The sequence below is a fragment of the Chondromyces crocatus genome (assembly GCF_001189295.1).
Lineage (GTDB): Bacteria > Myxococcota_A > Polyangia > Polyangiales > Polyangiaceae > Chondromyces > Chondromyces crocatus.
Window position 1 is genome coordinate 8,241,317 of record NZ_CP012159.1, and the last position, 12,144, is coordinate 8,253,460.

Consider the following 12,144-nt stretch of genomic DNA (forward strand, 5'->3'; position numbering starts at 1 on the left):
CCAGGGCGACCAAAGTGATCGATTCATGGCAGGCAGGCGAAACATGAAACGCACGTCAAAGGACCGTCCACTCGCAGTGCGTAATCTACAGATCCGCAACGAGGAGGGGAAGAACACCGCACTCGTCGCTGAAATCTACCCTCCGACACGACAATACGCTGGCATGCCGTGGGAGTGCCGTTACCGGATCACCGGCCTCCAACCAAGTCCTATCGAAGGAATGAGCGCAGGAGAGGATGGCATTCAGTCACTGCACCACTGCATTCAGGATATTGCAAATAGGATGGACGCGGAGGTCACCCGAGGAAGGGTTTCGTATCCAGACGGAGAAAGGTTCGACAACCTGGAGCTTTGCCGAGAGACCATCGCCAGCAAACGCCCGAAAAGGAACAGATCATCGCTCCCCACAGATGCATCGCTTGTGCGAGAGATTCGAAAGGTCGCGGCGGCTGTACATGAAGATCCTGTGGGCGTACGAAGGGCACTACGCGTACTGCGTCGGCGGGCATCCGCCCAGGGACTCATTGCAGATGTCCTCCTATGTCTCGAAAGTGAACTGGCCGCTGCAAGGGTATTGCGTGACGATGCTCTCGAGTTGCGGCTGCTCCGTAGCATCGCGCAAAGCCAGCCCTCAGCGGCCAATCTCGCTGCGCTTGCAGATGCACTCGTACAGCATGGCCATGCCCGTGCTGCACGAGCATGGCTCGCGAGAGCTGCCGCTGTCGTGGAGTCAGGAACGAGGCTCGAGCGCCTCATCCTCCATAAGATCGAACGAGAGGGTCGGAAGCCGGACTCGGATAGCCCCGAATGAGCGACGTAGTGTAACGAACGCGCCGACCAATGAACACCTCCTTCGATATCATCGCGACGAGAACGTTAGAGATACTCGACGATAGCGCTCAGCCGGTGGGCAATGCCTTGTTCATATTGGACGACCTGGGCAAGATCCTTCGGGCGAATGGTTCGTGCCGTACAAGATCGAGGGCCTGGGCCCCGGGCTTCCAGCCCTTGTGTAGCGACACAACGCTTCCCACTTTCAATTTTGAGTGGAAGTCTAGAAAATGCATGAACAAATGCCTCGAAGACAATAGCTGCCCACGTGACTCATGAGAGAAGGCTAGTGGATCACCATACTGCGAAGCGCGTCGTTGAAAACCTCAACAAGGCCATCGTTTCCCTGAACGAAGGTATACAGGTTCTCATGAGTCAAGGTTCTGAAAGCGAAGTGCGTGCTTTCAGACGAGGTGTTGGTCATACGATGGCCGAGATCTACGATAGGCTTGCCGATCCAATATTTCGGGAACACCCGGCTCTTGTTCCAGATGATGCTGACTACGAACCGGAGCCAGGACCAATTCTCGCCGAACTTGGTAGCGACATTGGTGAGCCCTAGCCCCGTGTGACCACGCACCGCCTGTCCAGACGCCCGACGTGGCGGTCGCCTACAGCCGCGATCTGCTCGGTCGCATCGTCGAGAGCTGGGCAGACGGCGATGGAGCTGCCGGATGGGCGGATGATGCGCTGGTCGCTGGCGGCGGATCCGGTGTTCGGGATGCTCGCGCCTTACCGGAAGCAAGAGAGCGTCACCACGCCAGGGGGTCGGACGCTCACGGTGACGCGCTCGCACAGTGCCACGCTGTCGAACCCTGCCGATCCATCGAGCGTCATTGCCCTTCAGGACATGACGAACATCAACGGAAAGTCGTTCGTCGACGTATATGCACGAGGCACACGGACGACGACACGCACGACACCGGCAGGTCGGAGCTTCGTCACGACGACGGATCTGTAAGGCCGGGTCGAGCAGATCGTGGTAGCAGGAATGCATCCCGTACAGCTCACCTACGGGCCCCACGGACGCCTCGACGCCATGACACAGGGGATGCGCACGATCTCGCATGCCTACTTTCCGCACGGGTTTCGACGCAGCACGACCGAATCCGCGACCGTGCCAGCTTCGCAATCGCCTCGCACCCCGAGCCCCTGGTGGCTCCGTACCGCCCCGCGCGCGCACCTCCTCGCACAGGTGTCACGCTTCCACCGGGCCATCTTTGCCGCCCGGTGGGTGTCGACCGTGCCTGGACGCGGCAGCGCCGACCTGTCCCAATAGCTCGCTTGGACTCCCCCCTCTCCTTCCAGGAACTGCACCGTGACGAGAACCGACACCGCTGTCTCGACCTCGTCGCAGACCTCGCGGGCGTGACACCCGACCGGCTGGACCCGACGCAGCCTTTCGAGGCGCTCGGGCTGCGGGTCGAGCGGGTGCTCCGCGCCGTCGAGGAGGGGCTCGGGGTGCTGTTCCAGGACGGCGTGGAGGCGTCCATCCCGACGGTGGGTGCGCTGCTCCAGGCGGTCGAGGTGCTCTCGACGGAGCGGCTGTTCCTGTGGCCGGACCCGGGCGCGAAGGGCGATGTGCCGGCGTGGCGGCGGTCGGTTCGAGGGTGCCTGGCGCAGCTCGATCGCAGTGGACGGGTGGCCGATGCGCTGGGGGCGCCGGAGACGACGTCTCCGCGCGTGGTGCTGTCGCACGGGAAGGCCGAGACGGTGCGCCTCGATGGCCCTTGCACGCACCAGGAGGGGGTGCCGACCGTCGAGGGGATCGCGTTGATCGGCTTGCCGGAAGAGGTCGTTCTGGAGGCAGGGGCGAGGTACGAGGTCGAGGGGTGGCTTCGCCTCGAGCCCGACCAGGTGCCGCGGCTGGAGGTGTTCTCGGTCGCGCGGCGGGACAGGGCCGAGCGCGCCTTCGGGGCGTGGCGGCTGTCGGCGTTCGCGTCGCTCGGGGCAACCGATCGGGACGCGCACGCGGGGTTCGAGGTGCTGAGCGCGACGCTGGGAGGGCATGCGGCGGTGTCCATGGTCCGGAGCGTCGGGAAGCGGGCGGAGCTCACGCAAGCCGAGCTGCGGGGGCTCTGGACGCGGCTCGGAGAGACGGAGGGGGATGGGTCGATCTTCGACGTGTGGGACGAGGTGAAGCGGAACGTGGCGGCGATGGACGCGGACGCGCTGTCCGAGCTGCCACGCGAGCGCACGGCGTTGCTCGTGGAGCTGGAGCGGCGGATGACGCGCGCGTCCGATCCGCGGGACAAGGGGCTGTTCACCGGGGGCTGCACGCTGGTGCTCGCGGAAGGGAGCGCGCGGGGGTCCATCGTGGGGCTGCACCGGGTGGTGCTGGTGCACGAAGGGCGGGCGGCGATCGTCGGGTGGGAGCACAGTGCGCGCCGGGAGGCGGCGCGGACGCACGGGGAGGAGATGGCGCAGGGGGTCCCCGGGAACATCTCGTGCTCGTCGTTCGAGCAAGGGTACGAGGAGAAGCCGCCGCCGTTCGAGGTCGCGATCCCGGAAGGGGCGCGGCTCTTGCTCGTGTCGGGGGGATGCCTGGAGGCCGAGCTGGGCGCCTTCGAGGCGGCCGTGGTGCTGGGTGAGCCGCAGCGGATCGCCGAGGCGCTGGCGTCGCTGTCCGCGCCCGTGGGGCGGCCTTCGGGGCTGGTCTGCATCGAGGCGGCGGCGGTGCCGCGTCCACTCGTGGCCGTGGCGCGAGGGGCGCGGGCGTACGGAGCTGGGTGCGCGGGAGGGCTGCGCGATCGGTACGTGCGGGAAGGGCTCTTGCCGCGCTGGGCGAAGCCGACGCCCTCGCACGTGGCGCGAAGGCTCCCCCTGCCGGGCTGGGTCACGGTCGATGCGCGCCACGCTGAAGGAGCCCACTTCGAGGATCCGCGCTTCGATGGGATGTTCCTGCGGGGTCCAGGCAGCGCGGCGTGCGAGGAGGGGGAGCTCTACCGGGTCGAGGGCTGGATCGAGGCGTCGTTCCCGTCGAGGCGGGTGAACGAGCTGCATCCCGTGGCGGTGGAGGCGCGGCGGGCAGGGCCGGTGCGCGTCACGCCGCACGTGTCGGTGCGGGCCCATCGAGGCCGGATGCGGCGCCGGACGCACCTCGACGAGACGCTGGTGGCGCCGCCCATCGCGCGCTTCGATGCGCTGCTCGTCGGGGACGCGCGGTCGACGACGCTGCTGGGCGTGGCCACGGACGAGGAGGACACGCCGGTGCTGGAGCGCTTGCGGGACGCGTTCCGGTCGCGGGGGCGAGGGGCGAGGCCGCCGTCGCTGTTCACCGTGCTCGATGACGCCGACGCGCCGTGCGCAGGGGGGCCGATGGATCTGGGCTCACCGGGCGCGCCGAGGCGGCGGGCGCTGGCCGCCATGGCGCTGCAGGAGGCAGCGGCGCTCGCGGTGGTGCGCTTCCAGGGGGGTGGGGTGCGCGCGTCGTGCGGGCCGGACATGCGGCTCGGGCGCGTCGGCGGCAGCGAGATCACGTGGCTCGATGCGGATCCCGAGCGCGCGCCCGAGACGCCGCTCGACCCTGGCGCGGTGCTGGTGCTGGCCTGGGGCGGGGTGCTGGCGCTGCCTTCGAGCGTGCTGGCGGAGAGCGCGGCACGCGGGGAATCCGCGCTCGCGCACGTCTGCGAGACGTGGCCGGCACTCGACACGGGGGACTGGGGGTTCGTCTGGATCGTGGTTGGTGGCTCAGGCTGAGGGAGCAGAAGGCGAGGTGTGCGGTGCGTCGTTCGCGCACGCTGTGGGGCGCACCTCATCTCACTCACGAATCGCAGGCGGAGAGGCTCTTCCGAACATGCAGATGTATGGGCCTCCGTTACGCGACGTACTCCGGGGACTTTCCGAGGCAGGCCCAGGCCTAGGGGCTCCCGAGCTGTAACAGCGTCTTTTGCGCCCCTCGTGCGTTTGTGGGGATGGGTCCGCCCGGGGAGGACTTGCGGACCAACTCGGACGCACGATGCACGACGAGCACGTCCAACCAGCAACGCCTTGACCCATCACTGAACAGGCGATACCGCATGCGCATGCGTGCGAAGCCAACGCGACAGGTGTCGCTGCCCTACGCCGACGGCGACGGCAGTGTGACGCCTTGGACGCGCGGTCCGATGAAGACCGTTGGTCTTTTCGCAGGGGTGGGCGGGCTGGAACGCGGCCTTGCACGCTCAGGGCACACGACCGAACTCCTGTGTGAGATCGAGGTCGGGGCTCAGGCCGTACTCCGAGAGAAGTTTCGTGACGTGAAACTGCACGACGACGTCACGACATTGCGCAAGCTACCGCGCGACGTCGATCTGGTCGTCGGAGGCTTCCCCTGCCAGGATCTCTCACAAGCCGGCAAGACTGCAGGCATCGAGGGAGCGAGGTCTGGCCTCGTCGGCGAGGTGTTCCGCCTCCTGAAGCGTCACGACGTGCCCTGGGTCGTGCTCGAGAACGTCCCGTTCATGCTCCAGCTGTCGAAGGGCCGTGCGATGGAGGTCATCGTCACCGCGATCGAGGCGTTGGGTTACAAGTGGGCCTATCGCGTCGTGGATTCCCGAGCGTTCGGAGTACCCCAGCGACGTGAGCGCGTGTACCTCGTGGCGACGCGCGACGGAGATCCGCGGGATGTGCTCTTCGTCGACGACGTCGGCGAACCTCCGACGGAGGTCGTCTCCTGGCGCCGTGCGAACGGCTTCTATTGGACGGAAGGAATCCGCGGGCTCGGGTGGGCCAACGATGCGGTACCGACCTTGAAGGGAGGCTCCACCCTCGGCATCCCGTCCCCCCCTGCGATCATCTTGCCGAACCGCGACCGCGACATCGTCACGCCGCACATTCGAGACGCGGAGCGGATGCAGGGATTCGAAGCCGGTTGGACCGAGGCATCGGAGAACGTCATGAAACGCGGCCACCGATGGAAGCTCGTCGGCAACGCCGTCACGGTCGACGCGGCGGAGTGGTTGGGCCGCCGCCTCCGCGCTCCGGAGAGCAGAGGACGAGACGTTGCGAGCAAACCGCTGATGCGTACCGGTGCATGGCCACGGGCGGCTTTCAACGTCGGTGAAGGCCGACATTGCGCCGAGATTTCGGCTTGGCCCGAGAGACGCGAACGGGAGCCGATGCACACCTTCCTCCAGCATCCGCCAAAGCTGCTTTCAGAGAAGGCGACGGGGGGATTTTTCAGTCGCACGGCAAGGAGCGCATTGAAATTCCCCGATGGGTTTCTCGAGCGCATTGAACACCACTACGAACGAATGAAGAGTGGTCACACGTCGCTCGAACAGGCAGCGGTATGAGTCGAAGGTGCCAAAGCCGAGACTGAAGGTCGACGCAAAGACGTCTGCACGCCTCGGGGCCATCCGCCAGCATGGGACGGCGGCAGAGCTCGCGGTACGGGCAGCATTGAATGGTCTGGGCATTCGCTTCCGGGTCCAGAACCGCGACCTTCCCGGGTCGCCCGACATCGCCAACCGCAGTCGCAGATGGGCGATCTTCGTGCACGGCTGCTTCTGGCACCGGCACGAAGGCTGTAAGCGCACGACGACGCCCACGAGAAACCGCGAGTTCTGGTTGGCCAAGTTCGAGACGAACGTCGCCCGGGATGCCCGAGTCGTCGATGAACTCAGGCAGCGCGCCTACGCCGTCCTCGTCGTATGGGAGTGCGAAACACGCCAATCGGATGCGCTTCAGGAGATCCTGGCAGAGTTCTTCGCATCTCAGGTCGTAAGCGCCGAAAGCCGATCTCCGAGGTCGCGCAGTCGATCACGCACCTGATTCGGCTCGCCGTCTGGATCGAGCGCGAAGACGTGGATCTCCGGTCCACCGTTCCTGACGATGAACGTCTCCTCGTGCACGGACGCATACACGAGAGCCCCCCGCCGAAGCCCGAGCGCCTGACAATACGCAGCAGCCTGATAGACGTCGTCGTGTCGCGCCGTGGGCACCCTCTTGTACTTCACGTCGAACACCACCCGATTTCCATGAGCCGGCTCCCAGACGACGTCTGGAAGCAGTCGAAGGCGCGCCCCCTCGTCGAGCCAGACATCTCGAGGCTGGCGGACCCACCGCTCTCGTGGCTGACCCATCGCCTCGCGCAGTCCTTCGGTGACGAAGTCCTCGAACAGGACGTTCATGTCGACCAGCATTCCGACGCTGTCGGTCAAGCCGTCTCGCAGCTCGATCGAGGAGTTGCGTAGGATGATCTCGGCCAAACTGAGAGCCGGCTTGTAACGATCGAAGCGAGGATCGAGTCGAGGGAGACGAGTATCCCACCTCGTGTCGCGGAGTTCCGTGACGTCCGCGAGGTGCTGGCAGAGTGCTGCGAGCCGCCATCCGGCTGGACCAGCGGCAGCACCAGCCCGAACCAACACAACTGCAGCCGCGAGCAGGCGTCGGTTCGCTTCGTTGTCTGGTGTGAACTCGTCGAATTCGCACACCAAAGGAGGAAAAACGCCAAATCGCCGCGTCACGAGATCGGCGTAATCGATACGACCCCGGGGCGCGCGGAGATGGTCACGCCGACGTTCGTACATGTTCAGCGCACCATCACGGAGGGCGCGCTCGAGCGCATCCGTATAGACGAGCGCCATCGCACTCAACGTATCGGGTGCGACGTCGAGCTCCGTCGGAGCCGTGAAGGCTGGCGAACTCATTGCATGGCCGAGTAGGAACAGGAGGCGCCGGATCGGAATCTTTGGCTCGATGACGACACGCAGCCCGTGCGCAACGACCGTACCCACGACCTGCGCAGCCTCGATGTCGTACGTCCCATCGGTTCGCGCGATCGTCACCAGGCGCGCACGTGGCTCTGTGAGCGTCACCAGATCCTGATGCGTCAGAGACACGCCTTGGAGCCGTCCGTGTTCACGGAGGCGCAGAGTTCTATGTGCGGTTGCCACTGGGAGCCCTGCCACGCAGACGCTCCATGTCGAGCTCCTCCAGCTCGCGCTCGCGTCCCAGGAATTGGTCCTCGATGCTCGGCAGCACCGATGTACGCCAGATCCGCCTGACAGCGGCCTCGTCGAGATCGGCTCGCATGAAGTAGCTCGGCCCGATCTGCACATTGCGGTCGAGACGCTCATTGGCACGGTCGACGACGTCGGCGACCCACGTCAACCTCCCGTCAGGGTAGTGCGCAGCGAGATACCGGCGAAGCATGCCAGCCACGGGGGGTCGATCAGGGAACATTCCCACGAACTCGAACCGCCGCCTCAGAGCCTGGTCGAGGGCGATCACGGAACGGTCCGCGGTATTCATCGTGGCAATGAACAAGAGGTTCGGCGGCAAGGAAAACTTCTCATCTGCCGAGTACATCAAGCTGATCGCCTCATCACGGTACTCGAGCAGGAAGTAAAGCTCGCCGAAGACGCGAGGCAGGTTCCCACGGTTGGCCTCGTCCATGACCAGCACGGCAAGCTCCCCAGGAGCCATCCGTGCGTGATCGGCGATACGGCGGAGCGGCCCCGCCCTTTTCTCGAGTGCGAGCCCTTCGGTTGCCACCGCGGGTCGATAACCCTCGAAGAAGTCCTCGTATCCGTAGCTCGGGTGAAGCTGTACGAAACCGCTCATCTCTGCACGCATCGCCAGATATCGCGCCAACCGACGAGCCAGAAATGTCTTGCCTGTACCTGGTGGACCATAGAACACGATGGATCGGGGTCGTGGATTCCCTTCACGATCTCGGCGCAGTACGGACGCCATGACGTCGTGCAGCCAGTCCGCCGGCTCGATGAGGAGTTCACGCGCGAGGGCGTCGATGTCGAGGCCCGAGGGTGGTGGAACCGATTTCGGCTGTTCGACGCGTGCGCGAGGGAGCGGCGGCACGTCGACGGGTCGATGGCTGGCGTGCGGGAACGTCGCACAGCAGCGCGCGAAGACCTCGGAGTCAGCTGGACCGATTACATACTCGACGCGCCAGTTTTCCTTGCTACCGACACACGCGACGACGACCTGGAGCCGTGGCGCCCACTCCACGACCGAGGCCAGCTTGTCGACGTAGGAAGAGCCATCACGCGTCGTCAGTTCGAAGGACTCGGGCGAAAGCAGAAGCAAACCGTCGGGACGTTGAACGAGCGCCTGACCGACGCGCGCCGTGTACTGCTTCCCGAGTGAGCTGAGATAAGTCGTCTGGACCTTGATGCCGAGCGCCTGCTCGAACCACTCCTCGGAGGGGCCGTAGTTTCCGGCGTCAGTCCGCTCCTGAAGGCGGAGGATGAACTGGTTTCCGTCGACGATGGGGTAATCCGCCACGTGGCGAGCTTCGCTCGAAACGGTGCCATTGGCCCAGATTCTGCCATTTGCGGTGGCAGGAGGCGCGCGCTCGGCGACGACCCCCTTTGACGTCGCCCCATCGGAACCGATGACACGCCCGACTCGCCCATTCCCGTTCACACCGATGCATGTCCGGCCGACCAGCAGCATGGCAGCCAGACAGCTCACAAATCAACACGAGGTTCGACGTCAGGCGTCCGCGGCGGGGCCTCCCTCCGCGGCGAGCGCGCGGATCGGGCGTAGCTCGGTGGTGCCGTACAGCTTCGCGTAGCCGCGGCGGATGCCGAAGCACTGGGCGGTGAGTGCGCAGGTGCCGCAGGTGTCGTCGGGCTTCAGGAACTCACCCGGGGCGACCTCGGTGGAGGCCTGGGCGAGGGCGAAGTAGCGGGCCAGATCCGCAGGGACGAGGCACAAGGGGATGCCGCACATGGACTCGAAGCCGGTGAGGGTGACGCCGCGCTCCCGGGCGAGGTGGACGCCTTCGGCGAGGTAGGGGAGCACGTCGCCGTAGCGGGGGAGGATGTCGGGGGTGAGCGGGACGAGGTCGGTCGAGGCGGCGACGAAGGAGACGGTGATCTCGGCGCGGGGCCAGCGGTCGGCGGTCAGGGCGACGAGGGCGGGGAACTCTTCCTGGTTCTGCTCGCAGAAGACGAAGTTGATGCGCACGAGGACGGAGGTCTTGGCCAGCTCGTCGAGGCCGCGGACGGTCTTGTCGAAGGTGCCTGGAGCGCCGGTGATGCGGTCGGAGACGGCGGCCTGGGCGGCGTGGAGGGAGACGAAGGCGACGTCGAGGCCAGCGTCGGCGAGGGCCCGGGTGAGCGCGGGATCGGCGAGGCGGGTGGCGTTGGTCTGGAGCTCGATCTCGCGGGCGCCGAGCTGCTTGCCGAGGGTGACGTAGTCGACGACGCGGGGGTTCAAGGTGGGCTCGCCGCCGGAGAGGGTGAGGACGCCGCCGGCGCGGGCGATCTCGGTGATGGCGTCCTCGATGAGGGGCTCGGGGGCCATGGGGAGGTGGGTGGAGACGAAGCAGAAGCGGCAGACCTGGTTGCAGTGAAAGTTGATGCGGACGATGTGCTCGCGGACGGTGGTGCCGTCGGCGAGGCGGCGGACGTCGCGGGTGCAGAGTTCGCGGCGGATCTGGTCGTCGATGCTGGAGACGACGGTGAGGCGGCGGCGGGTGCGCTCGTCGCGGATGGGGCGCAGGGCGAGCTGGGGGTCGCGGCGGAGGGCTTCGCGGGGGACGCCAGGGCAGATGGAGCGGGCCTGGCAGGTGGTGCAGGCGTCGGGGTGGTCGAAGTCGGGGCGCGCGGCGCCGCCCGGGGTGAAGGTGTAGAGGTGCGCGGCGCGGTTGGGGTGCTGGAAGAGGCAGGGGGGGATGAGGGCGCCGACGTCGAAGCGGGCGGGGATGCCAGCGCGGCGGGCGGCAGCGTCGACGGCCTCGGCAGCGCGCGCGACGTCCGGGAGCGTGGCGAGATCGGCGGGGTCGGGGGCCGTGACGGGAACGGTGAGGACGAGGGCGCGAACGGGGAGGCCGGCGGCATGGAGGGCCGTGGGGATCTCGGGGGCGGTGGCGAGGGTGCGGAGGACGAGGGGGATGGAGACTTCGAGGGCGACGCCCGCGGCGGCGAGGGCGTGGAGGCCCGCGAGGGTGCGGGCGAAGCCGCCGTCGTCGCGGGTGATGGTGTCGAGGGCGTCGCCCCAGCGCGGGAGGTGAACGCGGGCGACGTCGAGGCCCGCGCGACGGAGGGCGTCGGCGCGCGCAGGGGTGATGAGGGCTCCGTTGGTCTCGAGGAGGACCTGCGCAGGCTGGGCGCGGGGGTCGTCGGGGAGGAAGTCGCCAGGGCGTGCGCTCGCGTCGAGGGCTCTGCGGGCGCGGGTGACGAGGGCGGGCAGGTCGCGGCGGAGGGCGGGCTCGCCGCCGGTGAGCACGAGGGTGCGGGCGCCTCCGCGAGCCGCCGCGTCGATGCGGGCGAGGACGGCGCCGGCAGCGGCGACGTCGGGGCGCTCGGCGGGGCGGCGGGCGTGGCAGAAGGCGCAGTTGTGGTTGCAGGTCTCGTTGGTCATGACCTGCACCACGGAGTGCGTGGACCCGCCAGGGGACATGCGCGGAGACTACCGCAGAACGGGGAGCGGGGTGGCCGCGGTGCCAGGGACGTGGAAGCCGCGCTGCGACGCCGCGTCAGGCGGGCCGGTGTGCCCGGTGTGCAGTGGACGGGCTGGCCGGGCCGCGTAGGATGGGCGGGGATGGCGTTCGGCTTCCCTGTGCGGGCGTGGATCCTGGCCAGCGTGTGCTTCGCTGCGGGGTGCGCGTCCTCCACGCCGCACCACGGCGACGGCTTCCGTCAGCGCCTCGTCCAGGGGTGCGGCGATGCGGTGACGTGCGAGCAGCTCCTGGTGATCGCCGAGTCGCGGGCCGCTGCGTGCGCGGCGCAGGGGGGCGAGGAGGCTCGGTGCCAGGCGCTCGCGGAAGACGTCGTGCTCGCGCGGCTGATGCTCGCGCGGGCCGCGGACACGGAGCGGCACGCCCAGGAGCGACGGCTGCAGATCGCCCGGGAACAGGATGTCGCGCAAGCGCTACGGGATCAGGCCACGGAAGCGCGACGGCGTCAGGAGCAGCAGGGCCTCGGGGTCACCGAGCAGGACCGCGAGGCGGCCGAGGAAGCAGCCCGTGAAGAGGCAGCATGGCAGGCCCTCGATCTGCCGGCATGCGTCGGGGGCGCCGATGGGATCGCGTGTGGCCAGATCGAGCGGTTCGTCCGGGAGCATCCGCAGAGTCGGCACCTCGAGGCGGGACTCCAGGCGCTGCAACGAGGACGCGACGCGATGCGCGCTCGTGCGCACCGCGAGCCGCCTGGTGAGGAGGAGCCAGCGGAAGCGCCGGGCGGACGAGGAGGGAGGCCGACGTCTCCCGGTCCTGCCAGCGCGGGCGTCGTGTGCTGCTGCGATGGGACGATCTCGCCGACCTGCAAGCAGGTGAAGCGGGGGTGCTGTTCCCATCACGGTGGGGTCTGCGCCTGCGAGTAACCTGGCGCTGCGCCTGCAGGTGGCGCTGCGTCTGCGAGG

The 12,144-nt window shown here is 67.5% G+C and carries 10 protein-coding genes; 7 read left to right on the forward strand and 3 right to left on the reverse strand.

The genetic code is table 11. The annotated features are described in order from the left end of the window. The first annotated feature begins 43 nt into the window (after positions 1 to 43). The 6 genes from CMC5_RS49270 to CMC5_RS49015 all read left to right on the forward strand — a co-directional run bounded on the left by CMC5_RS49270 (position 44) and on the right by CMC5_RS49015 (position 6,585). Positions 44 to 811: a DUF6968 family protein gene (locus CMC5_RS49270; protein WP_425394817.1), complete on the forward strand. Its 768-nt coding sequence runs from the start codon at positions 44 to 46 to the stop codon at positions 809 to 811. A 309-nt stretch (positions 812 to 1,120) separates the two neighbouring features. Next, positions 1,121 to 1,393 (forward strand): hypothetical protein, encoded by a 273-nt coding sequence (locus CMC5_RS45100; RefSeq protein ID WP_156338943.1) that lies wholly within the window; start codon positions 1,121 to 1,123, stop codon positions 1,391 to 1,393. A 99-nt stretch (positions 1,394 to 1,492) separates the two neighbouring features. Further along, on the forward strand, positions 1,493 to 1,792 hold the full coding sequence (locus tag CMC5_RS29595; RefSeq protein WP_050433544.1) for a hypothetical protein: 300 nt from the start codon (positions 1,493 to 1,495) through the stop codon (positions 1,790 to 1,792). 323 nt (positions 1,793 to 2,115) lie between these two features. Beyond that, positions 2,116 to 4,530 carry an acyl carrier protein gene (locus CMC5_RS29605; protein WP_050433546.1) on the forward strand — a complete coding sequence of 805 codons (2,415 nt, stop codon included), beginning with the start codon at positions 2,116 to 2,118 and terminating at the stop codon, positions 4,528 to 4,530. A 407-nt stretch (positions 4,531 to 4,937) separates the two neighbouring features. Beyond that, positions 4,938 to 6,107, forward strand: a complete 1,170-nt coding sequence (locus tag CMC5_RS29610; protein ID WP_050436202.1) for a DNA (cytosine-5-)-methyltransferase — start codon at positions 4,938 to 4,940, stop codon at positions 6,105 to 6,107. 7 nt (positions 6,108 to 6,114) lie between these two features. Then, complete coding sequence (locus CMC5_RS49015) at positions 6,115 to 6,585, forward strand: DNA mismatch endonuclease Vsr (protein ID WP_082362916.1); 471 nt, start codon at positions 6,115 to 6,117, stop codon at positions 6,583 to 6,585. Here the strand turns inward: CMC5_RS49015 and CMC5_RS29615 are convergent. The 3 genes from CMC5_RS29615 to CMC5_RS29625 form a co-directional block, all read right to left on the reverse strand. Next, positions 6,528 to 7,724, reverse strand: coding sequence for an McrC family protein (locus CMC5_RS29615; protein WP_169796704.1), 1,197 nt, complete (start codon positions 7,722 to 7,724; stop codon positions 6,528 to 6,530). The genes CMC5_RS49015 and CMC5_RS29615 overlap by 58 nt on opposite strands. Next, complete coding sequence (locus CMC5_RS29620) at positions 7,693 to 9,060, reverse strand: McrB family protein (RefSeq protein ID WP_169796705.1); 1,368 nt, start codon at positions 9,058 to 9,060, stop codon at positions 7,693 to 7,695. Before CMC5_RS29620 ends, CMC5_RS29615 begins: the two co-directional genes overlap by 32 nt. Positions 9,061 to 9,270: 210 nt before the next feature. Beyond that, on the reverse strand, positions 9,271 to 11,145 hold the full coding sequence (locus CMC5_RS29625; RefSeq protein ID WP_179955484.1) for a radical SAM protein: 1,875 nt from the start codon (positions 11,143 to 11,145) through the stop codon (positions 9,271 to 9,273). A 180-nt stretch (positions 11,146 to 11,325) separates the two neighbouring features. Between CMC5_RS29625 and CMC5_RS29630 the strand changes: the two genes are divergently transcribed. After that, on the forward strand, positions 11,326 to 12,105 hold the full coding sequence (locus CMC5_RS29630; protein ID WP_050433550.1) for a hypothetical protein: 780 nt from the start codon (positions 11,326 to 11,328) through the stop codon (positions 12,103 to 12,105). The last annotated feature ends 39 nt before the right edge of the window (positions 12,106 to 12,144 follow it).

What these genes read in the sequence shown, in the direction of transcription:
- CMC5_RS29610 (WP_050436202.1), top strand. Translation starts at nt 4,938, where the DNA reads ATGAAGACCGTTGGTCTTTTCGCAGGGGTGGGCGGGCTGGAACGCGGC.
- CMC5_RS29625 (WP_179955484.1), bottom strand. Translation starts at nt 11,145, where the DNA reads ATGACCAACGAGACCTGCAACCACAACTGCGCCTTCTGCCACGCCCGC.
- CMC5_RS29630 (WP_050433550.1), top strand. Translation starts at nt 11,326, where the DNA reads ATGGCGTTCGGCTTCCCTGTGCGGGCGTGGATCCTGGCCAGCGTGTGC.
- CMC5_RS49270 (WP_425394817.1), top strand. Translation starts at nt 44, where the DNA reads ATGAAACGCACGTCAAAGGACCGTCCACTCGCAGTGCGTAATCTACAG.
- CMC5_RS29595 (WP_050433544.1), top strand. Translation starts at nt 1,493, where the DNA reads ATGGAGCTGCCGGATGGGCGGATGATGCGCTGGTCGCTGGCGGCGGAT.